Here is a 21,591-nt window from a genome sequence, read left to right as displayed (position 1 = left end):
CAGGAGAGCAGATGTACGGACAGGAGCTGGCGGAGGTCTACGAGATCTTCTACCGCAGCCGGGGCAAGGACTGGCCCGCGGAGGCCGCCTATGTCACGGAACTGGTGCGGACGCGGTGTCCGGAGGCGGACTCCCTGCTCGACGTGGCCTGCGGCACCGGGGCTCATCTGGAGACGTTCGAAGCGCTGTTCAAGCACACCGAGGGCCTGGAGATCGCGGATCCCATGCGGGAGCTGGCGCATCAGCGGCTGCCGGACGTGACCGTGCACCCGGGCGATATGCGCGCCTTCGACCTCGGCCGCACCTTCGACGCGGTCGTGTGCATGTTCTGCGCCATCGGCTATCTGGGCACGGTGTCCGATATGCGGGACGCGGTGCGGTCGATGGCCGGCCATCTGCGGCCGGGCGGGGTGCTCGTCATCGAACCGTGGTGGTTCCCCGAGGACCATGTCGAAGGCTATGTCGCGGGTGACCTCGGCCGGGAGAACGGCCGTACCGTGGCCCGGATCTCGCATTCGACCCTCCAGGGCCGCGCGACCAGGATGGAGGTGCGCTTCCTGGTCGGCGACCGCGACGGCATCAAGGAGTTCACCGAGGTCGACGTGCTCACCCTCTTCACCAAGGACGAGTACCTCGCGGCGTTCACCGACGCGGGGTGCACCGTCGAGTACCTCCCCGGCGATCCGACCGGCCGCGGTCTGTTCGTCGGCGTACGGCAGTGAGCCCCAGCCAGGCGTACCCCCCGAGACGAGCGGAGACAGTGACTCGCCCATGACCACTTACGTATGGGACTACCTGCGCGAGTACGAGAACGAGCGGGACGACATCCACGACGCGATCGAGACCGTCCTGCGGTCCGGGCAGCTCGTGCTCGGCGCCAGCGGACGCGGCTTCGAGGAGGAGTTCGCCGCCTACCACGGGGCCGGTCACACCGTGGGCGTCGACAACGGCACCAACGCGCTCAAGCTGGGGCTCCAGGCGATCGGCGTGGGCCCGGGCGACGAGGTGATCACCGTCTCCAACACCGCGGCGCCGACCGTGGTGGCCATCGACTCGGTCGGGGCGACGCCCGTCTTCGTCGACGTCCACCCCGACACGTACCTGATGGACGTCGAGCAGATCGCCGCCGCCGTCACCCCGCGCACCAAATGCCTGCTCCCGGTGCATCTCTACGGCCAGTGCGTCGACATGACCGCCCTGCAGGCCGTGGCCGACGAGCACGGGCTGCTGGTCTTCGAGGACTGCGCGCAGGCCCACGGGGCCCGCCGCCACGGGCAGCTCGCCGGTACCTGGGGGGCCGCGGCCGCGTTCTCCTTCTACCCCACCAAGGTGCTCGGGGCGTACGGCGACGGCGGCGCCGTCCTCACCTCCGACCCGGAAGTGGACGCCAATCTCCGGCGGCTGCGCTACTACGGCATGGAGGAGCGCTACTACGTCGTCCGGACACCGGGGCACAACAGCCGGCTGGACGAACTGCACGCCGAGATCCTCCGCCGCAAGCTCCGCAGGCTCGACACCTACCTGGAGGGGCGGCGCGAGGTGGCCCGGCGCTACGCGGAGGGGCTCGCCGACACCGATCTGGTGCTGCCGTCGATCGCGCCGGGCAACGACCACGTCTACTACGTGTACGTGGTGCGCCATCCGCAGCGCGACGCGATCATCGAGGCCCTGAAGAGCTACGACATCTCGCTGAACATCAGCTACCCGTGGCCGGTCCACACCATGACCGGCTTCGCCCACCTCGGATACGCCGCCGGGTCCCTGCCGGTCACCGAGGCGGTGGCCGACGAGATCTTCTCGCTGCCGATGTACCCCTCGCTGGACCCTGCCGTGCAGGACAAGGTCATCGGCGCACTCCACGACGTACTGGCGGCGCTGTGAGTCCTGTCCCCACCGGGCGGGACGGCACGGCGGGCGGCCCGGTGCGCATGGGTGTCCTCGGCTGCGCGGACATCGCGCTGCGCCGGATGCTCCCGGCCATCGCGGCGTCCGATGCGGCCCGGCTCACCGCGGTGGCCAGCCGTGACGCCGCCAAGGCGGAACGGGTCGCGGCCCGGTTCGGCTGCGTCGGCGTCCAGGGCTACCGGGCGCTGCTGGAGCGGGACGACATCGACGCGGTGTACGTCCCCCTCCCGCCCGCGCTCCACTTCGAGTACGTGGCCGAGGCGCTGCTGGCGGGCAAGCACGTGCTGTGCGAGAAGCCGCTCTGCACGACCCGGGCGGAGGCCGCCGAGCTGATGGAGCTGGCGCGGCGGCAGCGCCGTACCCTCGCCGAGAACTTCATGTTCCTGCACCACTCCCAGCACGCCGGGGTCCGGTCGCTCGTCGACGCGGGGGCCATCGGGGAACTGGAGGTCCTGTCGGGTTCGTTCGGGGTGCCCCCGCTGGACCCCACCGGATTCCGGTACGCCCCCTCCCTCGGCGGCGGCGCTCTGCTGGATGTCGGTGTCTACCCGCTGCGGACGGCCCAGCTGTATCTGTCCGGTGAGCCCGAGGTGCTGGCGGCGACCCTGCGGGTGGACGAGGCGACCGGCGTGGACGTGGCGGGCACGGCCCTGCTGTGCGCCCCCGACGGCGTCGCGGCCCAGCTCGAATTCGGGTTCCGCCACTCCTACCGGTCGCGCTACGCGCTCTGGGGCAGCGAGGGACGGCTCTCGGTCGAGCGGGCGTACACCCCGCCGGAGCAGTTGAAGCCGGTGGTCCGGCTCCAGCAGCAGGACCGGCTGACGGAGCTGGCGATGCCCGCGGACCACCAGGTGCGCAATGCGCTGGCCGCGTTCGCCGCTGCCGTCCTCGCCGGCCGGAACGGTCCGGTCGGCGAGGACGCGTCACTGCTCCAGGCACGGTTGGTCGAGGACGTCCGGAAGGTCGCCAGGATCGTCACCGGCTGATCCCCGCGGCCCCCGGACCTCAGACCTTCATCTCCTTGGCGATGGACATGACGTACTGCCCGTAGCTCGACCCGCCGGCCTCCTCGCCCAGCCGGTGGCACGCTTCGGCGTCGATGAACCCCATCCGCAGCGCGATCTCCTCGATGCACGCGATACGGCATCCCTGGCGTTCCTCCAGCGTGCCCACGTACTGGCTGGCCTGGAGCAGGGATTCCGGTGTGCCCGTATCCAGCCAGGCGAAGCCGCGGCCCAGATCGACGAGCCTGGCCTCGCCCTGCTCGACGTAGAACCGGTTCACATCGGTGATCTCCAGCTCTCCCCGGGCCGACGGCGTGATGTCCTTGGCGATGTCGACCGCCCGGTCGTCGTAGAAGTAGAGGCCGGTGATGGCCCGGTTGGACCGCGGCCGTGCGGGCTTCTCCTCGATGGAGACGAGCCTGCCGTCGCCGTCGGCCTCCCCGACCCCGTACCGCTGCGGATCGTGCACCGGGTAGCCGAACAGCACACAGCCCTTCACGTCCTGGGATTCCCGCGCCAGCACATCGGAGAAGCGCGGGCCGTGGAAGATGTTGTCGCCCAGGATCAGCGCGACCGTGTCCGTGCCGACGTGCCCGGCGCCGATGAGCAGGGCCTCGGCAATACCGGCCGGCCGGGGCTGCTCCGCATAGCTGATGTTCATTCCGAGCCGGGAGCCGTCACCGAGGAGTGTGCGGAAACGCGGCAGGTCGTGGGGCGTCGTGATGACGAGGACGTCCCTGACGTCCGCAAGCATGAGAATCGACAGCGGATAGTAGATCATCGGCTTTCCGCCGACGGGCAGTAATTGTTTGGATACCGCGTGGGTAATCGGATAGAGCCTGGCTCCGGCGCCACCGGCCAGAACGATGCCTTTCACCAAGACCACCTTCCAGAACGGAACGGTCCTGAACGCTCCTCGACGCCCTACGCCCAGGAAAGAACTCTCTTCCCCGGTGAACTCCCGGGAAAGCAGTGTTGCCGGGGGGCCTCGCAGAAACCTCAAGCACCACTCGCGGCCGTCGCACCCGGCGGGCCTGCGGGGGTACGGATCGCGGCGCCCCGATTGAGCCCGGCACGAGGCACGATGGAGCCCTCCCCGGAAATTCCATGAAATCGCGGACCCGACGCCGCATCGGCTCGGCAATACCGCGATATTCGAGAACACACCGTTTCCGGTTCCCTTTCCGGGAATTACCATGACGTCCATGACGAGCCGGGCGGGAAACCATGGGGAGACCAGGGGCAGCAGAGGTGTCGTCCGCACGCTCGAACTGCTGTGGGACATGAGCCCGCGAGCCGTCCGCGGGCCCAGGCCGGGGCAGACCCTGGACCGGATCGTCGGAACAGCGGTCCGGATCGCGGACGCGCACGGTCTGGACGCCGTCTCGATGCGCAGGATCGCCACGGAACTGGGCATCGGCACGATGTCGCTCTACCGGTATGTGGCGGGCAAGGACGAGTTGGTGGACCTGATGCTGGACCGCTGCCGGTGGACGGGCGACTGTGCGGACGGGCCCGGCGCGGACTGGCGCACGGTCCTGGAGTGTCTCGCCCGCGAGGGCCTCGCCCGGTGCCGGCTCCACCCCTGGCTGCTCCGGGCCGACCGGTCCCGCCCGAAACCCGGCCCGGGCGACGGCGACGGCGACGGTATGGAGAAGGTGATCTCCCGGATCAGGCCCATGGGCCTGCCCGACCCCGAACTGGTCTCCGTGGTCGTCATGATCGACTCGTATGTCACGGGGGCCGCCCGGATCCAGGGCGTCACGGCGGCCGGGCGGGTCCCCGCGACGGCCGCGCTCTCCGAGGACTTCTCCGGCCCGGACTTCGACCACTTCGAGTTCGGGCTCAAGCGGATCCTGGACGGGCTGGAGGCGTTCGTCGAACGCTCGGCCGCCGCGGCCGGGGGCGGCGCTCAGGGAGCCTGAGGCTAGTTCCAGGGGGACGGGCCGGGCGCGGTGCGGGCGAGGGAGCGGCGCAGCAGCACGGTCCAGGCGACCAGTCCGATCAGCAGCGCGGTGCCCAGTCCGAAGGCGGTGAAGGCGACCGTCCGCAGGGTGTCCCGGCGGTCGCTCTCCCGGGCGGTCAGCCCGGTCCCGGCGGCCCTGCGGTCGGCGGCGGTGACCCCGAATCCCGCGGCGACCGGGTCGCCCGCGTACGGCGGCGCGGGGCGGGCGGCCCCGGTGACGGCGACGCGGAGCGCGACCCGTTCCGCCGCCCCCGTACCGCCGCTGTCGCGGTCGCGGGTCAGCCGGACGAAGTACCAGCCGGAGAAGCGCATCGCACCGGTCTCGTTCCGGCCGGAGGTCCGGTTGCCGAAGGCGACGGGGGCGGTGGCCAGGGCGAGCGCCCGGCCGGGGCGGGCGGCGTCGGCGTCGACGACGAAGCCGCGGGCCGGGTTGAAGACCGTCATCCGCAGTCCGTCGCCGGACGTCCGCCCGCCGAGGGACGCGTCGAGGAGGAGCTGCTGCCCCCAGTCCACCGGCATACGGTAGAACCGGGTCTCCCCGGGGGCGAGTTCGTCCCGCCATACGCCGTGGCCGGTGGCGGGGGCGTCGTTGAAGCCGGAGCCGCCGGAGGTGGTCCTGGCCGTACCGGAGGGCAGGGCGGAGGTCCCCTGGTCGTAGGAGCCGGCGGGGGCCGGGATGTCCTCGCCGTCCCGGAGCCCGGGCTCCAGCATGAAACGCAGCTCCGTCGGCAGGTCCCGGGCGCCGGACCCGCCGTCCGCGGCCGTGGCGTCCGGGCCGCCGCCGGGGCCGATGCCCTCGACGGCGTACTCGTACACCCCGGCCTCCTGGCATGCGCGCCCCGGGCCGATCCGCCGGGTCGCGTAGTCCGCGACCGGCCGGGCGACCATGCTGCCGAAGGTGATGTCGGTGCCGTCGCTGCACGCGACGCCGCCCGGGGACTTCAGGGTGATCCGGATGCCCTCGGACGCGGTGACCCGGGTCCCGGGCGGTGGGGCGAGCACCGCCGACACATAGGCGTTGGAGGTGCCGTCGAGCCGGATCCGGTACGTCTTCCGCTCCCCGGCCGAAATGTCGTCGGTGTACGTCCCGGGGGGCAGCAGGGGTCCCTCGCCCGCGGTGGCGCCGGTGACGGGGCGGGCGTCGCGGGCGGTTTCGTACGCCTCCCCCGCCCCATCGGCCCGGGTGTCGGCGGCGGCCGGGGCCTGCGCGGACACCGACACGGCGGCGCAGAGCAGCAGCGCGGCGGCCTTCCGTACGAACCCCGGCGCGGAGGCGCGCTGCGGGCGCCCTCCGGAATCCGCCGATACCGCCATCGCCATCGCCCGGCCCGGCCCCATCCGTCCGCTCCTCAGCCCACTCGGTCGACGACCGACGTATCCGCCAACAGATCCCCGGGCCCGGCGCGTTCGGCCGGGCGACCGGCCCGCAGCGTACCCGCGGACCGGCTCCCTTTCGAATGTACGGCCGGACGGACCGGCGGGGCCGCCTAAGCCGTACCGCCCCCTGAGTCCGCGGAATCACCGGAATCACCGGAATCACCGGAACCGGTGCCGGTGGAATCGCTGCCGGTGGTGGTCCGGGAGCCCGTCGGGAAGGTGATCTCGACCCGGCGGTTCTTCCGGCGGCCCTCCTCCGTGGCGTTGTCGGCGATGGGGAAGTCCTCGCTGTAGCCGCGGACCTCGTAGACGATGTTCGGGTTGTTCAACTGCCGGCTCAGCACCCCGTGCACGGCCTCGGCACGCTCCTTGGAGAGCTTCAGCCCGTGTTCGTAGGTCCCGAGGTCGTCCGTGAACCCGAAGACCCGGATCTTGCCGGGCCGGTTGCGGCGGATCTCGTTGACGATCGCCGCCATCCGGCCCGCGGACTGCGCGGTGAGGACGGCGCTGTCCTTGCCGAACAGCACTTCGGCCTGGAGGGCGAGGGTCAGCGAGGTGGTGGTCTCCTCGCGGCGCTCCTCGCCGCCCTCGGTCTCGACGATGGACACGATGTCGAGGACGCGCGGGGCGGCGAGGGTGGCGCCGTCGCGCATCTTCAGCCCGGGGTCGTCCGGATCGACCTTCGGCGGCTCGGCGGCACCCGGGGCGGCGGGTGCGCCCGGGGTCTCGTCGGCCGCGGCGGCGGGCCCTGCGGTGAGCTGGACCCCGGTGACCAGCAGCAGTACGGCGAGGGTGACGGCGGCGGGCCGGGCCGGGCGGGTCATGACAGCCCGATCGTCGCGGTCGGCATCAGGGGCAGCAGGACCTCGACGGACTTGGTGGCGGCCGGAGGCGCCGGGTACTGGGCGAAGAAGTCGAGGCTCTGCCCCGGCTGCATGGTGCTCAGGCCGGTGGTGGTGAGCGGGTTGCCGTCGGTGTCGCGGAGCACGTAATAACGCTTCTTGCCCGCCTTGTCGACCAGCGTCATCCCGGCCAGCGAGGGCCCGGTCTGCTTGACCTCGGTCTCCTGGCCGCTCCACTGCGTGGGGGCGAACTGCGATTTTCCGCTGGTGTTCCTGATGGCGCCGGTCAGCGTGAGATAGCCGCCGCTGTCGCGTTTCGCCGAGGCGTAGGTCACCTCGAAGCCGTTGCTGCCCTTGATGGTCGCCAGGGGGGCCTGGTCGCCGCCGTCACCGCCCGGGGTGCCGGTCTCGCCGGTCGCACCGGTCGTGCCGGTCGCTCCGTCCTTGGCTCCGGACTGCTCCGAACTGCTGCCCGCCGGGGCCGGGTCCGAGCCCTTGCGGTCCGGTTCGTCGGTACCGCCGAGCCCGCACGCGGTGAGGGAGAACAGCAGCGCCGCGGCGGCCAGGGCCGCGACGGAGGCCTTTCGGGCGGTTCTCGGGGACTGTGCTCCGTGCCGGGTCCTCATCAGTGCTTTCCTTCATGTCGGTTCACGGTCGGTCCTCGGCGAGCCGTACGGTGAAGAGGTCGGACATCGCCGGAAAGTCGTCCGGGCGCTCGGGGTCGAGCGTGAAATCCCCGTCGTCGCAGTGGAGTTCCCCGATCGGGGGCGGTTCGGGCGGCTCCTCGCCGTCGCCGGGCGGTGGGCTCGCAGACGGGTCCCCGGGGCCCTCGGGCGGCTCCGGGGAGGGCGAGGGAGCAGGAGCCGGGTCGAAGGTGCACCGGGACTCCACGACGGCGGTGGCGGACTGCCGGGCGCGGGCGCTTCCGGTGCCGGGGACGACGGTGTCACCGACCGGGTTCGCGGAGAGCGCCTGGACAAAGAAGCCCCAGCGGCCGTCGCCGAGCGCGCCGCACCGCTCGATGGTGGCCTTGTTCCGCTCGGCGAGCGCGGCGGCGGCGTCGCAGGCGGCCCCGGACGGACCGGTGAAGTCCCCCTCGAAGATCCTGCGGAGCAGGTCCGGGTCGAGGGGGAGGGTCCAGAGGTCGTCCCCGACCCGGTCCCGGGACTCCTGCGCGGCGGCCAGTGCGGCGGCGTCGGCGGCGGACTGCGTACCGTTGCGGACGGCGCCCGCCTGGCCCACGACGAAGAACGCCAGTGCGGCGAAGAGGACCAGGGCCACCATGGTGATGTAGAGGGGGGCCGCCTGGCCCCGGTCGCGCGCTCCGGCTACTTCCCGCCGCCGGTGTTCAGCACCCGCTGCACCTGCGACTTCAGGCCGTTGGCGATATCGTCGCCCACGCCCGAACCGGCCACCGCGGCAATGATGATCGCCACCAGCACGATCACGCCCACGTACTCCACCGCGCCTTGGCCCCGGTCGCGCCGTTCCCTCAGCGCCTCGGCCCTGGTGGCCGTCCAGGCGGAAAGGTGCACCCGGGCCTTGGCCAAGGCCTTCAGCGTCACGTTCGACATCGTCTTCCCCTTCGGCGCCGACGGCGGCACGACACCCGCCCGGCTCGTACCGGTCCATGAGACCACCCGCCGTGACGGCTTCCTCGCGGTCCGTGCGGACGGCCTCGCGAGCACTGTATGACGCGGCGATACGGTTGCGAAGGGGGCCCGGGCACCAACATCCCGCCAGGGCGCCGAGTTGGGGAAACAAAGGCGATTTTCGGCCGTCGGCGGAGACGGTCCCGGCGGGAGGCTCCGCCGGTCGGCAGGGAACCCGCCGGAGTCCTGCTGTCACGGGGTCCCCCTCCCGACTGCCCGACCCGGTCGGCGCGGTGGCGCACGGACCGCCGGACGGCCCGGGGCCCGCCGTCGAATGTCCCATATCCGATTGCGAAAGCAAAGGCTTTCGGGTCAACTCGCCGCGTACTCCGGACTCGTTCACAGCCGCAGCCTCCTCCCGTACCGGTCAGCCGCCGAGGACATCGGCGAAGTCCACCCCGGAGCCGTAGTAGAAACTCATCACGATCAGGATCATCGTGGCCGGAAGCATGATCAGGGTGACCACGAGCGTGGCCTTGGGGATGGCCCGGGCCGCGTCCCGGCGGGCGTTCTGGGCATCCGTACGGCGCATGTCGTTGGCGATCTGGATGAGCGTCTCCACGATCGGGGCGCCCAGCTCCTCGCCCTGCTGGAGCGCGGTGACGAACATCGACACCTGCTCGCTGTCGTTGCGTCTGCGCAGTTGGTCGAAGGCCTCGCGGCGGCTGACGCCCATGTCCATCTGGCGCAGGGTGATCCGGATCTCGTCGGCCCACGGCCCCCGGTATTTGTCCGCCACCCGTTCCAGCGCCTGGCGGAAGCCGAGTCCGGCGGAGACGACGACCGCGAGGACGTCGAGGAAGTCGGGGAGCGTGCGCTCGATATCGGCGCGGCGGCGGCGGATCGCGGCCCGGATGATCACATCGGTCCAGGTGAGCCCGAAGAGGAGGGCGAGAACCGCGACCAGGTATTCGCCGCGCAGCAGCATCGAGAGGGCGGCGAGCAGCCCGAGGCCGCCGTAGACGGCGCGGCGGGCGGCATAGCGGTCGACGGTCAGCCCGCCGGGGTTGCCCGCGGTGTCCAGGCGCCGCCGCAGCGCGTCGATCCGTTTGGGGCCCATGGCGTTGAGTACGGCGGGGGCGTAGCGCATGCCGAGCCGGTCGATTCCGGAGCCGACGGCGGTGGTGCGGGTGGCGCCGACCTCCAGGGCGAGGACGAGGTCCCCGGGGAGCTTGGCGTCGGCGCGGTACATGCGGACGCCGTGGAAGATTCCGTACACCGACAGTCCGAGGAGTACGGCGAGGAGCAGTCCGGACAGTCCAGCCATCGTATTGCCCCTTTCAGACCTGGATGCGGGAGATGCGGCGGATCAGCAGCCCGCCGAGGACGTAGAGGCCGACGGCGATCAGGGTGGCCGTCTGGCCGACGAAGGAACCGGTCATCTCGTCGAGGGCGCCCGGCGACATGCCGTTGATCATCAGCAGGAAGCCGAAGCCGAGGAGGGGGACGGCGAAGGCGGTCACTTTGATCTGGGAGAGCATCGTGGTGACCTCGCGGCGGGTCTCCTTCCGCTCCTCCAGCGTCTGCGTGAGGTTCCGCAGCGAACTGACGACCTGGCCGCCGGCCCGGTTGGCGAGGACGAGCGTGGTCACGAGGACGACGAGTTCCCGGGAGGGGAGGCGTTCGCCGAGTTCGGCGAGGGCGTCGTCGAGGCTCTGGCCGACCGCGAGCCGGTCGGCGACCAGTCCGAGTTCGGCGCCCGCCGGATCGTCGAGTTCGTCGGCGGCCATGGCGAGGGCGGTACGGAGCGCGAGCCCGGCCTGGGTGGCGTTGGCGAGCACCCGGGCCAGCTCGGGCAGTTGGTTGATGAAGGCCTCGGTGCGCTTGGCCTGCTGCCAGCCGAGGAAGGACTCGGCGCCCCAGAGTCCGGCGAAGGCGGCGAGGACCCCGAAGAAGGGGGTGAAGACGGCGGCGACGACCGTATAGACGAGGACGAGGAGGGCGGCGGTGGCCGCCACGTACTCGCCGGGGGTGAGGTCGAGGCCGGTCGTCCTGATCCGGCGCTCCAGCTTGCGGCCGAACCGGGTCCGGCGGACCCGGCGGTCGAGGCCGGGGAACCGGCGGCGCCGGCCGGAGAGTTCGGGCGGGGGGCCGGTCTGGGACATGCGCTCGACGAGCGCATGGAGCTGGGCCCGGCCGGCCGACCAGTAGTGGACGCCGACCACCCCGGCCACGCCCGCGAGCAGGACGGCCGCGAGGCTGAGGAGCGGGAGGGTGTTCATCGGGGGCGGGCACCTTCTGCGTCGACGGGAGGGGCACTGGGGGTCCCCCCACGCCGCCAGGCGTAGGGGGCGGGGGCTGGGGCGCAGTCCCGGGCGGGGTCCCGGCCCGGGGCGGGCTGCGGGCGTCCACCGGGCTGCGGGTGTCCGCGGTACGGCTCACGGCCGCGCCGCGGCCCGGTGTCGTACCGGATCGGGGTCACAGGGTCCTCGTCTCCCGTACGGCGAGCTGCGCCACGCTGTCCGCCACGCCGAACACCAGCGGGAGCACCTCGTTCCGCAGATGGAGCCGCTCGGCGACCCGGCGCGGCACCGGGTGGTAGACGAACCGGCCGTGCACCCGGCCGTCGGCCGACATGGGCAGGGCCTCGAAGCGGCAGACCGAGACGATCCGGTACTCCTCCCGGCCGAAGGAGTCGACCACGGCGATCTCGGTGACCCGGCGGGAGCCGTCGGCGTGCCGGGTGAGCTGGACGATCACATCCACCGCGCTGTTGATCTGGTCCTTGATGGCCAGGAACGGGATCTCGACCTCGGACATCGAGGCCAGGGTCTGGAGCCGCATCAGCGCGTCCTCGGCGCTGTTGGCGTGGACGGTGGCGAGGGAGCCGTCGTGGCCGGTGGACATCGCCTGGAGCATGTCGAGGGTCTCGCCGCCGCGGACCTCTCCCACGATGATGCGGTCGGGGCGCATGCGCAGCGAGTTGCGGACGAGGTCGCGGATGGTGATCCGGCCCTTGCCCTCCACATTCGGCGGGCGGCTCTCCAGGGTGATCACATGACTCTGCTGCAACTGGAGTTCGGCCGAGTCCTCGATCGTGACGATGCGTTCGCCCTCCGGGATCAGTCCGGAGAGGGTGTTGAGGAGAGTGGTCTTGCCGGTGCCGGTGGCGCCGGAGACGATCACGTTGAACTTGGCCCGGACGAATCCGGCGAGCAGCAGGGTCATCTGCTCGTCCAGCGATCCGGCGCCGATCAGCTCGGCCAGGGTGAAGGCGCGCGGGAAGCGGCGGATGGTGAGGATGGGGCCGCTGAGGGAGAGCGGGGGGATGATGACATTGACGCGCTCGCCGGACGGGAGGCGGGCGTCCACCATGGGGTTGGCCTCGTCCACCCGACGGTTGACGGTGGAGACAATGCGTTCGATGGTCTGCATCAGCTGCTCGGTGGAGGAGAACCGCATCGGCAGCAGTTCCAGCCGGCCCGCGCGCTCGACGTAGACCTGTTCCGGGCCGTTGACCATGATTTCGCTGACCGAAACGTCCTCCAGCAGCGGTTCGAGGATGCCGAGGCCGAGGGCCTCGTCCACGACGCGCCGGATCAGCTGGGTGCGTTCGGCGGTGGAGAGCACCGGGCCCTCGCGACTGATGATGTGCCCGAGGACCCGCTCCAGCCGGTTCCGGCGGTCGACGGCGGCGAGGGCGGACATCTCGGCTAGGTCGATCTCTTCCAGCAGTTTGGCGCGGTAGACGGCGACGAGCCGGTTGACCTCACTGCGGCCGTCGGCCGGTTCGGGGCTGCTGATGCGCGCCCGCAGGCTCATGTCTGTCAACTCCCAGGTGGTGCGGTGGATCCGGGGGTGAGCCGGGGGGTACGGATGGGGCTCGTCAGTCGCAGGGCATGGTCACGGTCCTCACCGCCGGGTCGAAGTCGAAGACCGGCAGCAGCGACGGCACCTCGACGACGACGGTCACGGAGACCTCGTCGTCCTCGCCGGAGCAGGTGCCGGGGTCGAAGCGGGCGCCGTCCGCCAGCCAGCCGCTGATCGCCGCCCGTCCGGCCGCGGGCCCGCGCCCGGTGCCGTCCAGGGTGGCCTCGGTCCGGGCGGCGGCCCGGGCGGCGGTGCCGGCCTGCTGGGCGGTGTAGGCGACGAGGCCGATCTGGATGGCGGCGAGCGCGACGAAGACGAGGAGGGAGAGCACCCCGGCGTACTCGACGGCGGCCTGTCCGCGATCCCGCGCGGCCGGGCGATGACCGGAGGGCAGCCCCTCCCGGCGCCCGCCCCGGCCCCGGCCCCGGACCGGAGCCGGTTGGGCGGCACCGCCGTCTGCCCGGGACCCGCCCGGGATCCGGGCCGGAGACCCGTCGGCGGCAGGACCGCTCCGGCGGCCCCCGCTCCGGCCTCGGGCCGTAGCCGGTTCGACGCCGACGGCACCCGCCCGGAGCCGAGCCGGAGCCGGTTCGACGCCACCGCCATCCGCCCGGAGCCGAGCCGGAACCGGTTCGACGCCACCGCCATCCGCCCGGAGCCCGCCCGGGAGCCGGACCGAAAGCCCGTCGACGGCAGGACCGCTCCCGCGGCGCCCGCTCCGGATCCGGACCGGAGCTGGTTCGGCAATGCCGTCACCCGCCCGGGGCCCGCCGGTGAGCCCGTTGACGGCGGGACCACTCGCCCGGCGCCCCCACCGGAACCGGTTCCGGTCAACAGAGCCGATACGGAGCACGGGGCCGGTGCGGAAGGCGGGCCCGGTGGGCCCGCCGGAGCCCGTACGGCCGTCCGGGCCCGGATCCCCGTCCACGGACCCCGCCGCGGCCGGGTCGCCCGGCCCCGTGGGGCAACGACCCGGTCCGGGAACCCCGCCGCCCGCAGGTGCGGGACCGCTCGGCAGGTCCCGTTCCGTTCCGGTGGTCCGGCGCGGACCGACGGCCGGGCCCGGGCCGGTAGTCCACCACCGGCTCACGGGGCCCTCGGGCCCCCCGGGGCCCACGCCGCCCCCGGCCGGAGGCCGTCCCGTGGTCATCGGTCGCTCCGTTCGTCGAGGGCCGCGCCGTCGCCGGAGACCGGGATCGGGAGGTCCGCGGCGCCGGGGAAGAAGGCCGGGACGCGGAGCCGTACCGTCGCCCGGTACAGCTCCCCGTCCGCACGGCAGCTGATCTCGGCGCCCTGCCAGTTGCCGGGCAGGGTCCGGCGGGCCGCGTCCGCGCAGGCGGACCCGCCGCCCACGGCCCCGGCCCGGGCCGCTTCGTCGGCGGCGTTCCCCGCGAGGGAGAAGGTGTAGCCGGTGAGGGCCGCCTGCCAGAGCAGCCCGATGGTCAGCAGGATCACCGGAATCGTGCCGGTGAACTCGATGACGGCCTGGCCCCGGTCCCCGTACCGCCGTACCTTCCCCGGCCGGACCCGGCCCGATCCGCGCGCCGTCCCCGGGCGGTCGGGGCCGTACCGCAGTCGGCGTCGCGGCCGCCCCCGGCCGTACCGCCCCACCCGGCGGGCTGTCACCTCGACCGCCCCCGCCGCAGCCCGATCGACCCCCGGTCGCCCCGGAGCCGGCCCGTCTTCTGCGCCACCGCCTCCTCCGGGACCCGGACCAGGCCCAGTTCACCGGCGAGCGCCCACAGGGCCTGCTTCACCGCCGACCGGGCCTCCAGATCCTGCATCCGGCCCGCGTCGATCACCGGCTGGAGCTCCTTGAAGCCCGCGGGCACCGTGGACCGGGCGACCCGGGTCCCGGTGATCCTTTCGATCAGCGGCGGTTGGATCTCGGTGGCCCGGGTGTGCCGGTTGACCACCACGACGGTCTCCTCGGCCTTGCGGATCTGGAGCCGGTCCCAGAGCCGGACCATCCGTTTGGCGCCGCGTACCGCGACCACGTCCGGCGTGGTCACCAGCAGGGTCGTATCGGCCGTTTCGATGGCGGCCGCGTTGCCTCCGGTCATCTGGGTGCCGCAGTCGACGACCACGATCTCGTGCCGTCCGCGCAGGGCGTGCAGGATCTGGCGTACGGCCCGGTCCCCGACGTCCTCGCCGCGCTCGCCCTCGGCGGGGGCCAGCAGCAGCCCGAGGCCGGTCTGGTGGGCGAAGAGGGCGTCCTGGAGGACCCGGGGCGAGATGTCCTGGATGGCGGCCAGATCGACGATGGAGCGCCGGAACTGGACATCGAGGTAGGAGGCGACGTCCCCGGACTGCAGGTCGAGGTCGACCAGGGCGACGGTACGGCCGGACGCCCGCGCCGCCAGCGCCAGCTGGACGGCGGTGACGGTCGTCCCCACCCCGCCCTTGGCCCCGCTGACGGTGACGACCCGCCCGCCGGGCCCGGCGACGAGTTCCCCGGCGTGCCCGAGATGCCGCCGTACCCCGGTGGACCAGCCCGCCGCCGACTGCACGCGCTGGGCGAGTTCGTCGTACGACAGCGGCAGCCCGATCAGCCCGCGGGCGCCCGAGTCCATCGCGGCCGAGTAGAGGCCGGGGCCCGCGTCGACCGTGACGAGGACGACACCGACGGCCGGGAAGCGCAGCCCGATCTCCCGGATCAGCTCCAGCGCCGGGACCGGGCCGATCCGCTCGTGGACCAGGACCACCTCGGGCAGTTCGTCGAGGGATTCGGCGGCGAGCCGGGCCAGCAGGTCGAGCAGGCTCCCCGAGTCCGCGACCGGCAGCGCGGGCTCGGCGCCGGGAAGTTGGCTCAGCAGGGTGGTGAGGGCCCGGGCCGCGTCCGGATCTCCGACGGCCGGGAGGATGCGTGTGGTCATCCGGCACTCACCTGTTCTTGTCTTCGTCGAGGGTGTACGTGCTGTCGCCGGGCCTGAGCGCCCCCGGGCTGCCCTTGGCGAGGAGCGCGAGCCGGACGTTCTCGGCGAAGGACTCGGCATAGGCGACCCGCTGGGCGTCCGCGGTGTTCAGGGCGAAGGTGATCGGCACCGCCTCGCGGGCCGCGTCGCGGCGCTCGTCGCCCTTGGCGGTGATCGGGGTGAGCCGTCCGACGTCGATGACCCGGGCGCGGGAGACGATGATCCGGGACTCGTCGGGGTCGCTCTCCCGGCGCCCCTCGAAGGTGGCGAAGATATTCACCAGATCACCGGGGGTGATCTTGCCGGCGACTCCGGTCGCGGCATCCACCATGATCGCGATCTCCTGTTCGCCGGCTGCCAGCGCGGGCCGCTTGACGATCATGTCCTCCTGGAGGAGGGAGCCCTTGCGCAGGGTGGTGACGGCGATCCGCCCGCCGATGCCGTCGAGATCGGTGACGGCGCTGTCCGAAAGCCAGCGCTCGGGGATGCTGGTCTTCTCGAACTGGTCGGCGCGGAGCGCGGAGTAGGGCGCGATCTCGGTCTTCACCCGGTACGCGGTCACCTCGGGACCGACCTTGGAATTCACGTCGCCGATCACGGCGATCACACCGGCAAAGGCCGCCAGGGCGCAGAGGACCGAGATCGTGAGCAGGATGACGCCTCGGCGTTGGCGTGAATTCATGGGCTGGGGAACCTCGTTCGCAGAAAGGACGGCAGAGACGTACGGCGGACGGGAAGGGACGCGGGATACCGGACGGGACAGCGGGCGGACCGGGGGCCCGGGCCGGGCCGGGCGGCGCGCAGGCGACCGGCGGGACCACCGGGTCCGCCGGCCCCTCGCGCGGACGGTCCTGCTCCGGGCAGGCCTGCGGGGTCAGCCCGCCGGTGTTCCATGGCCCAGGACACCGGAAGGGAGGGACCGACCCCGATCGGGGTGGTGAAGACTGCCGGGACCACCGGGACCACCGGGACTGCCAGGACCACCGGAGCCACCGGAACCGCCGGGCGCGACGGGCGCGGCACAGAATCCGCAGAGGTCACCGATCAGTTCGATACCGCACCACGAACACGCCTCCCGCCGGACGGACGAGACGAGTTGGTACAGGATGGCGATATCGGGCAGGAAGGCGGCGAACTCCACCAGTTTGGGTGTGCCCCACCAGGCTGACGACGCGGCGGGCAGCGGCACCTCGTCGACGCCCTGCGCCTGCCAGTGGGGGGCCAGCGTGCCACTGACCCAGTCCGGCTGGGCCTGGCCCCGGGCGAGCACCATCCGGGTGGCGAAATCGGGCCCGGTGAGCAGCGGCGGGTCGGACTGCCCGCCCGAGCCGACTTTGATGAGTTCGGGGGCCGGGCTCGCCAGGACGGCGAACTGGGCCCCGGGCACCCATGATTTGGCGTGCGACTTCAGGCCGACGGGGACCCGGTCGAGTTTGGCCACGGAGTGCAGCAGCGCCCCGGCGTAGACGTAGTGCGAGAGCAGCCGCGCGGCGGAGGCGATGACTCCGGGGCCGAAGTCGCAGATCGACAACTGGCGGAGCTGGCGCACGAGTACGGCGGTGCCGAGCGGCGGGAGGTCCAGTTTGACCAGCGCGAGACGGTGGCTCTCCAGCACGGACCGGACGGTGTACAGCCGGCGTTCATGGGCGACCGGGAGGGAAGCGGGGTACGCCACGACGACATGGCCGTACTGCTCCAGGAGTAATCCGGCCGCCCGGATGGCGTCGTCCAGCGGAGCCTCGTCGGGGGACGGGAGCTGCGCCGCCGTCGGCGTATGCGCGTCCATGGGCGGTAGCACCAGATCTGCGCTGGTGACAGCTATTGCGGTCGGCACGCTGGTTCCCCGTTCGACAACGGTCGACGGGAGTCCGTGACCGCGGTTCCGTACTGCCTGCTGCTCCTGCATCAGCACTTTAGCCACGAGGTGGGAGCCAGAGAACACCCCGCCGGAACTCACCGCCCTGCCCCGAGCACGCTCCGCTCAGGACACGGCCGTACGAATGGCGGTATTACGGTACCGATCCACCGGCTCCGGCCCAGCTCCGGACCCCGGCCGCCCGGCGGACCCGGGCGACGCGCCACGGCAGACGGGCCCCTCCGGCGCAAGGGCCGTTCGGCCCCGGTCCCGGCCGCCCGTCAAGGATTCGGCCGAAAATCGCCCCCGGTCGGACGGGACCCGGCCGGTCGCGCGCGGGGCGGCCGGGGCTGCCGGGATCGACGAATCGCTGACAGAGGTCTTGACAACCCGATTGGTCTGGACCAGTTTTACGCCAACGGCGGATTCGCCGCCCGCACAGCGGCACCACCGTTCCTCCTGTGTTCTCGTGTTCGGCCCGTTCGCCCCGGGTCCTGCCCGGCGGCCGAGCGGTTTCCCCCCGTTCCCCCCTGCGTTTCCTCAGGTCTCACCGCCCCCCACCGGTACCCCGGTCCACCTGATCCCCACCTGATCACCCGGCTTCCGCCCACTCGGATCCCCCCACCCCACGCACCGGCACCGTCCAAGTACCTCCAACCCCCACACCTTCCGGAGGCAGTACGTGGTATCCACCAGACGTCCGCGCAAGTGGCTCGGAGCGACCCTGGCGCTGGCCGTCGGCGCCGGTCTCACCGTCCTCGGCGCCGCGGGCCCGGCGCAGGCCGCCGACATCAACAACGCCAAGAACCCGGGCTTCGAGACCGGACTGGCCAACTGGAGCTGTACCGGAGGCAACGGCGCGGCCACCTCCACTCCGGTCCGTACCGGCGCGGGCGCCCTCAAGGGCACCCCGGCGGGCCAGGACATCGCGCGGTGCAGCCAGTCCGTCGCGGTCAAGCCCAACTCGACGTACACCCTGAGCGCCTACGTCCAGGGGAGCTTCGTCTATCTGGGCGCCACCGGCACCGGCACCACCGATGTCTCCACCTGGTCGCCCGGCGGGACCGGGTGGAACCAGCTCTCCACCACCTTCCGTACCGGCGCCTCCACCACCTCGGTGACCGTCTACACCCACGGCTGGTACGGCCAGTCCGCCTACTACGTCGACGACGTCAGCGTCTTCGGCCCCGACGGCGGCGGTGGCGGCGAGGAGCCGCCCGTGATCCCGCCGGTCCCGGCAGGCCTGGCCGCGGGCTCACCGACCACCACGACCGTCCCGCTGAGCTGGAACGCCTCCCCGGGCGCCACCCAGTACCACGTGTACCGGAACGGGACGAAGGTCCAGACGGTCACCACGAACTCCACGACCATCAGCGGGCTGACCCCCAACACCCAGTACGCCTTCTCGGTGTCGGCGGCCAACACCGCGGGCGAGTCCGCGGTCTCGTCCCCGCCGGTCAATGTCCGCACCCTGCTGGAAGACGTCATTCCGCCGGTGCCGCGGCACGCGGTGACCGGCTACTGGCAGAACTTCAACAACGGCGCGACGGTGCAGAAGCTGCGGGACGTCAGCCCGCAGTACGACATCATCGCGGTCGCCTTCGCGGACTCCACGACCACACCCGGCGAGCTGACCTTCAACCTCAGCTCCGCGCTCGGCTACGCCAATGTCGCCGAGTTCAAGTCGGACATCGCGGCCAAGAAGGCGGCGGGCAAGTCGGTCATCATCTCCGTCGGCGGTGAGCTGGGCAACGTCACCATCAACAGCGACGCGTCCGCGACCGCCTTCGCCAACAGCGCCTACGCGCTGTTCCAGGAGTACGGCTTCAACGGCATCGACATCGACCTCGAACACGGCATCAACTCGACCTACCTGACCAAGGCGCTCCGCCAGCTCTCCGCCAAGGCGGGCCCGCGGATGGTCCTGACGATGGCCCCGCAGACCATCGACATGCAGTCGACCGGCACCGAGTACTTCAAGCTGGCGCTGGCGGTCAAGGACATCCTGACGGTCGTCAACACCCAGTACTACAACAGCGGTGCGATGCTCGGCTGTGACGGCCGGGTCTACTCGCAGGGCTCGCTGGACTTCCTCACCGCCCTCGCGTGCATCCAGATCCAGGGCGGTCTCGACCCGTCGCAGGTCGGCATCGGGGTCCCGGCCTCCCCGCGGGGCGCGGGCGGCGGCTATGTCTCGCCGTCCACGGTGACCGCGGCGCTCGACTGCCTCACCAAGCTCACCAGCTGCGGCACCTTCCGGCCGGCCCAGGCCTGGCCGGGTCTGCGCGGCGCGATGACCTGGTCCATCAACTGGGACGCCACGGCCGGCAACGCCTGGTCCAGCGTCGTCGGACCGCACGTCGACGCCCTTCCGTAACACCTGCCCTTCCGTAACACCGCAGCACCTGATCCGTCCGTAACACCGCCCGACCAGTCGTACGGACCGTCCAACCCCACGCCGAAGGTCGTACGACAACCAGCGGCAGCGCCACCGACCTGTCCCGGTGGCGCTGTCGCGCGTTCCGGACCCGTTCCCGCCGTCCCCGCACCGCCGCCCGCACCGCGGACCTGCGGCTCTCCTGCGTACCGCCGTCTCCTGCCCGGGGCCCGCCACCGACGCCATCTTGACCTGACCATGTCACGGCACCACCATGTGCCCACGCAGAGCACCACCGGCGTCGCATTTCTGTTCCACCCCCACCTTCCAGGAGACAGCATGCGCCTACGCATACGTGGCAGCGGCCGTGGCAGACGGAACGCCGCGGTCACCGCCCTGCTGGCCATCGCGCTGACCGCGCCCTTCACCGCAAGCGCCGCACCACCCGACCCCAAGGCGGACAAGGCGGCGGCCGCCGCGGCGGCCGCGGAGACCATCACCCAGTACCAGGTCGCCGACGTCACCGGAGCTGCGGCGCGCACCAGGCTCGCCGCGACCGGTGTGGCGATCGACGAGGTCGACGCCCGTGCGGTCGTCGTCAGCGCCACCCCGGCCCAGGCGAAGAAGCTCCGCGCCCTCGGGTACGGGCTGACCGCGCTGCCGGGTCCCGGCGCCCGGGCGGCCGCCGGGGCCGATGTCCGCGCCCTCGACTTCCCGCCCGCCGACTCCCGCTTCCACAACTACGCGGAGATGACGGCGGCGATCGACCAGCGCGTCGCCGCCAACCCGAACATCATGAGCAAGCGGGTGATCGGCCGGACCTACCAGGGCCGTGACATCGTCGCCATCAAGATCAGCGACAACGTCAACACCGACGAGAACGAGCCCGAGGTGCTGTTCACCTCGCAGCAGCACGCGCGCGAGCACCTCACCGTCGAGATGGCGCTCTATCTGCTGCGCGAGTTCGCCGAGGACTACGGCACCGACTCCCGGATCACCAACGCGATCAACGGGCGCGAGATCTGGGTGATCCCGAGCATCAACCCCGACGGCAGCGAGTACGACATCGCCACCGGCAGCTACCGCATGTGGCGCAAGAACCGGCAGCCCAACACCGGCTCCACGGCGGTCGGCACCGACCTCAACCGCAACTGGAACTACCGCTGGGGCTGCTGCGGCGGCTCCTCCACCAGCCCCTCGTCCGAGACCTACCGCGGCCGGGCCGCGGAGTCCGCGCCCGAGGTGAAGGTCGTCGCCGACTTCGTGCGCACCCGGGTCGTCGGCGGGGTGCAGCAGATCAAAACCGGTATCGACTTCCACACCTACAGCGAGCTGGTGCTCTGGCCGTACGGCTACACCTACTCCGACACCGGTCCCGGGATGACCCAGGACGACCGCAACGCCTTCGCGGCCGTCGGCCAGAAGATGGCGGCCAGCAACGGCTTCACCCCGCAGCAGTCCAGCGATCTGTACATCACCGACGGGTCGATCGACGACTGGCTCTGGGGCGACCAGCGGATCTTCGGCTACACCTTCGAGCTGTTCCCGCGGACCGCTTCGGGCGGTGGTTTCTACCCGCCCGACGAGGTGATCGAACGGGAGACCAGCCGGAACCGGGACGCCGTACTGCAACTGCTGGAGAACTCGGACTGTATGTACCGGTCCATCGGCAAGGAGGCGCAGTACTGCTGACCCGGGGCTGACACCGGGCCGACCCCGGAGTGACGGGTGCCCGGCGGCCGGGGCGTGCGTACGCAACCAGGCGCACGCCCCGGCTCCGTACCCCCGGCCCCGGGGCCGCCCGGGACGCCACGCCCTCCCCGGCCGGGGCGGCCGGTCCCGTACCCCCGTCCCGGCACCACGCGCCCGCCCCGGGGGACCCCCGCAC

20 protein-coding genes and 1 pseudogene are annotated in these 21,591 nt (G+C 72.0%); 7 read left to right on the top strand and 14 right to left on the bottom strand.

Going from position 1 to position 21,591, the window contains the following annotated elements:
- Window positions 1-11 precede the first annotated feature (11 nt).
- From B7R87_RS21685 to B7R87_RS21675, 3 genes are read left to right on the top strand one after another with little or no spacing between them, the layout of a single operon-like run.
- A complete protein-coding gene (locus tag B7R87_RS21685) occupies window positions 12-722 on the top strand; it encodes a class I SAM-dependent methyltransferase (protein WP_006346926.1) in 711 nt (236 codons plus the stop codon).
- A gap of 49 nt (window positions 723-771) precedes the next feature.
- Window positions 772-1,881: a DegT/DnrJ/EryC1/StrS family aminotransferase gene (locus B7R87_RS21680; protein WP_006346927.1), complete on the top strand. Its 1,110-nt coding sequence runs from the start codon at window positions 772-774 to the stop codon at window positions 1,879-1,881.
- Window positions 1,882-1,928: 47 nt separating this feature from the next.
- Window positions 1,929-2,891: a Gfo/Idh/MocA family protein gene (locus tag B7R87_RS21675; RefSeq protein ID WP_040914558.1), complete on the top strand. Its 963-nt coding sequence runs from the start codon at window positions 1,929-1,931 to the stop codon at window positions 2,889-2,891.
- Window positions 2,892-2,910: 19 nt separating this feature from the next.
- Here B7R87_RS21675 and rfbA read toward each other — a convergent pair whose 3' ends face one another.
- Entirely contained in the window at window positions 2,911-3,786 is an 876-nt protein-coding gene (rfbA, locus tag B7R87_RS21670) for a glucose-1-phosphate thymidylyltransferase RfbA (RefSeq protein ID WP_040914559.1), read from the bottom strand.
- Window positions 3,787-4,114: 328 nt separating this feature from the next.
- Between rfbA and B7R87_RS21665 the strand changes: the two genes are divergently transcribed.
- Window positions 4,115-4,834: a TetR/AcrR family transcriptional regulator gene (locus tag B7R87_RS21665; protein WP_006346930.1), complete on the top strand. Its 720-nt coding sequence runs from the start codon at window positions 4,115-4,117 to the stop codon at window positions 4,832-4,834.
- 2 nt (window positions 4,835-4,836) lie between these two features.
- On the opposite strand, the gene B7R87_RS34165 is transcribed toward B7R87_RS21665, so the two are convergent.
- The 5 genes and pseudogenes from B7R87_RS34165 to B7R87_RS21640 form a co-directional block, all read right to left on the bottom strand.
- Window positions 4,837-6,213, bottom strand: coding sequence for a hypothetical protein (locus tag B7R87_RS34165; RefSeq protein ID WP_130584865.1), 1,377 nt, complete (start codon window positions 6,211-6,213; stop codon window positions 4,837-4,839).
- A 149-nt stretch (window positions 6,214-6,362) separates the two neighbouring features.
- A complete protein-coding gene (locus tag B7R87_RS21655; RefSeq protein WP_006346932.1) occupies window positions 6,363-7,076 on the bottom strand; it encodes an OmpA family protein in 714 nt (237 codons plus the stop codon).
- Entirely contained in the window at window positions 7,073-7,720 is a 648-nt protein-coding gene (locus B7R87_RS21650) for a hypothetical protein (RefSeq protein ID WP_006346933.1), read from the bottom strand. The genes B7R87_RS21655 and B7R87_RS21650 overlap by 4 nt, the downstream gene beginning before the upstream one ends.
- A 22-nt stretch (window positions 7,721-7,742) precedes the next feature.
- Window positions 7,743-8,393, bottom strand: a pseudogene (locus B7R87_RS21645) (pilus assembly protein TadG-related protein); the annotation flags it as partial.
- A gap of 29 nt (window positions 8,394-8,422) precedes the next feature.
- Window positions 8,423-8,668, bottom strand: coding sequence for a hypothetical protein (locus tag B7R87_RS21640; RefSeq protein WP_040914561.1), 246 nt, complete (start codon window positions 8,666-8,668; stop codon window positions 8,423-8,425).
- Here B7R87_RS21640 and B7R87_RS21635 point away from each other — a divergent pair.
- Window positions 8,637-8,789 (top strand): hypothetical protein, encoded by a 153-nt coding sequence (locus tag B7R87_RS21635; protein ID WP_157997797.1) that lies wholly within the window; start codon window positions 8,637-8,639, stop codon window positions 8,787-8,789. The genes B7R87_RS21640 and B7R87_RS21635 overlap by 32 nt on opposite strands.
- Window positions 8,790-9,113: 324 nt before the next feature.
- Here B7R87_RS21635 and B7R87_RS21630 read toward each other — a convergent pair whose 3' ends face one another.
- The 8 genes from B7R87_RS21630 to B7R87_RS21595 all read right to left on the bottom strand — a co-directional run bounded on the left by B7R87_RS21630 (window position 9,114) and on the right by B7R87_RS21595 (window position 17,257).
- Entirely contained in the window at window positions 9,114-10,013 is a 900-nt protein-coding gene (locus tag B7R87_RS21630) for a DUF5936 domain-containing protein (protein WP_006346936.1), read from the bottom strand.
- A 13-nt stretch (window positions 10,014-10,026) separates the two neighbouring features.
- Window positions 10,027-10,968, bottom strand: a complete 942-nt coding sequence (locus B7R87_RS21625; protein ID WP_006346937.1) for a type II secretion system F family protein — start codon at window positions 10,966-10,968, stop codon at window positions 10,027-10,029.
- A gap of 196 nt (window positions 10,969-11,164) precedes the next feature.
- Window positions 11,165-12,508 carry a CpaF family protein gene (locus B7R87_RS21620; protein ID WP_006346938.1) on the bottom strand — a complete coding sequence of 448 codons (1,344 nt, stop codon included), beginning with the start codon at window positions 12,506-12,508 and terminating at the stop codon, window positions 11,165-11,167.
- 64 nt (window positions 12,509-12,572) lie between these two features.
- Window positions 12,573-12,950: a TadE family protein gene (locus tag B7R87_RS33165; RefSeq protein WP_187144617.1), complete on the bottom strand. Its 378-nt coding sequence runs from the start codon at window positions 12,948-12,950 to the stop codon at window positions 12,573-12,575.
- Window positions 12,951-13,702: 752 nt separating this feature from the next.
- A complete protein-coding gene (locus B7R87_RS21610; RefSeq protein WP_233168895.1) occupies window positions 13,703-14,182 on the bottom strand; it encodes a TadE/TadG family type IV pilus assembly protein in 480 nt (159 codons plus the stop codon).
- Window positions 14,179-15,432 carry an AAA family ATPase gene (locus B7R87_RS21605; protein WP_006346940.1) on the bottom strand — a complete coding sequence of 418 codons (1,254 nt, stop codon included), beginning with the start codon at window positions 15,430-15,432 and terminating at the stop codon, window positions 14,179-14,181. The genes B7R87_RS21610 and B7R87_RS21605 overlap by 4 nt, the downstream gene beginning before the upstream one ends.
- Window positions 15,433-15,439: 7 nt before the next feature.
- A complete protein-coding gene (gene cpaB, locus B7R87_RS21600; RefSeq protein WP_006346941.1) occupies window positions 15,440-16,153 on the bottom strand; it encodes a Flp pilus assembly protein CpaB in 714 nt (237 codons plus the stop codon).
- Window positions 16,154-16,345: 192 nt separating this feature from the next.
- Window positions 16,346-17,257 (bottom strand): hypothetical protein, encoded by a 912-nt coding sequence (locus B7R87_RS21595; RefSeq protein ID WP_006346942.1) that lies wholly within the window; start codon window positions 17,255-17,257, stop codon window positions 16,346-16,348.
- 751 nt (window positions 17,258-18,008) lie between these two features.
- On the opposite strand from B7R87_RS21595, the gene B7R87_RS21590 reads away from it, so the two are divergent.
- Window positions 18,009-19,703 carry a chitinase gene (locus tag B7R87_RS21590; RefSeq protein ID WP_006346943.1) on the top strand — a complete coding sequence of 565 codons (1,695 nt, stop codon included), beginning with the start codon at window positions 18,009-18,011 and terminating at the stop codon, window positions 19,701-19,703.
- A gap of 339 nt (window positions 19,704-20,042) precedes the next feature.
- On the top strand, window positions 20,043-21,395 hold the full coding sequence (locus B7R87_RS21585; RefSeq protein WP_006346944.1) for a M14 family metallopeptidase: 1,353 nt from the start codon (window positions 20,043-20,045) through the stop codon (window positions 21,393-21,395).
- The last annotated feature ends 196 nt before the right edge of the window (window positions 21,396-21,591 follow it).

The organism is Streptomyces tsukubensis (assembly GCF_003932715.1).
Lineage (GTDB): Bacteria > Actinomycetota > Actinomycetes > Streptomycetales > Streptomycetaceae > Streptomyces > Streptomyces tsukubensis.
Note: the sequence above shows the minus strand (reverse complement) of the source record. Positions and strands in the feature narration are given on the sequence as shown.

Excerpts from the sequence above, each read along its gene's own strand:
- B7R87_RS21685 (WP_006346926.1), top strand. The coding sequence starts at position 12 with ATGTACGGACAGGAGCTGGCGGAGGTCTACGAGATCTTCTACCGCAGC.
- B7R87_RS21680 (WP_006346927.1), top strand. The coding sequence starts at position 772 with ATGACCACTTACGTATGGGACTACCTGCGCGAGTACGAGAACGAGCGG.
- B7R87_RS21675 (WP_040914558.1), top strand. The coding sequence starts at position 1,929 with ATGGGTGTCCTCGGCTGCGCGGACATCGCGCTGCGCCGGATGCTCCCG.
- B7R87_RS21665 (WP_006346930.1), top strand. The coding sequence starts at position 4,115 with ATGACGAGCCGGGCGGGAAACCATGGGGAGACCAGGGGCAGCAGAGGT.
- B7R87_RS34165 (WP_130584865.1), bottom strand. The coding sequence starts at position 6,213 with ATGGGGCCGGGCCGGGCGATGGCGATGGCGGTATCGGCGGATTCCGGA.
- B7R87_RS21655 (WP_006346932.1), bottom strand. The coding sequence starts at position 7,076 with ATGACCCGCCCGGCCCGGCCCGCCGCCGTCACCCTCGCCGTACTGCTG.
- B7R87_RS21650 (WP_006346933.1), bottom strand. The coding sequence starts at position 7,720 with ATGAGGACCCGGCACGGAGCACAGTCCCCGAGAACCGCCCGAAAGGCC.
- B7R87_RS21640 (WP_040914561.1), bottom strand. The coding sequence starts at position 8,668 with ATGTCGAACGTGACGCTGAAGGCCTTGGCCAAGGCCCGGGTGCACCTT.
- B7R87_RS21630 (WP_006346936.1), bottom strand. The coding sequence starts at position 10,013 with ATGGCTGGACTGTCCGGACTGCTCCTCGCCGTACTCCTCGGACTGTCG.
- B7R87_RS21625 (WP_006346937.1), bottom strand. The coding sequence starts at position 10,968 with ATGAACACCCTCCCGCTCCTCAGCCTCGCGGCCGTCCTGCTCGCGGGC.
- B7R87_RS21620 (WP_006346938.1), bottom strand. The coding sequence starts at position 12,508 with ATGAGCCTGCGGGCGCGCATCAGCAGCCCCGAACCGGCCGACGGCCGC.
- B7R87_RS21605 (WP_006346940.1), bottom strand. The coding sequence starts at position 15,432 with ATGACCACACGCATCCTCCCGGCCGTCGGAGATCCGGACGCGGCCCGG.
- cpaB (WP_006346941.1), bottom strand. The coding sequence starts at position 16,153 with ATGAATTCACGCCAACGCCGAGGCGTCATCCTGCTCACGATCTCGGTC.
- B7R87_RS21595 (WP_006346942.1), bottom strand. The coding sequence starts at position 17,257 with ATGGACGCGCATACGCCGACGGCGGCGCAGCTCCCGTCCCCCGACGAG.
- B7R87_RS21585 (WP_006346944.1), top strand. The coding sequence starts at position 20,043 with ATGCGCCTACGCATACGTGGCAGCGGCCGTGGCAGACGGAACGCCGCG.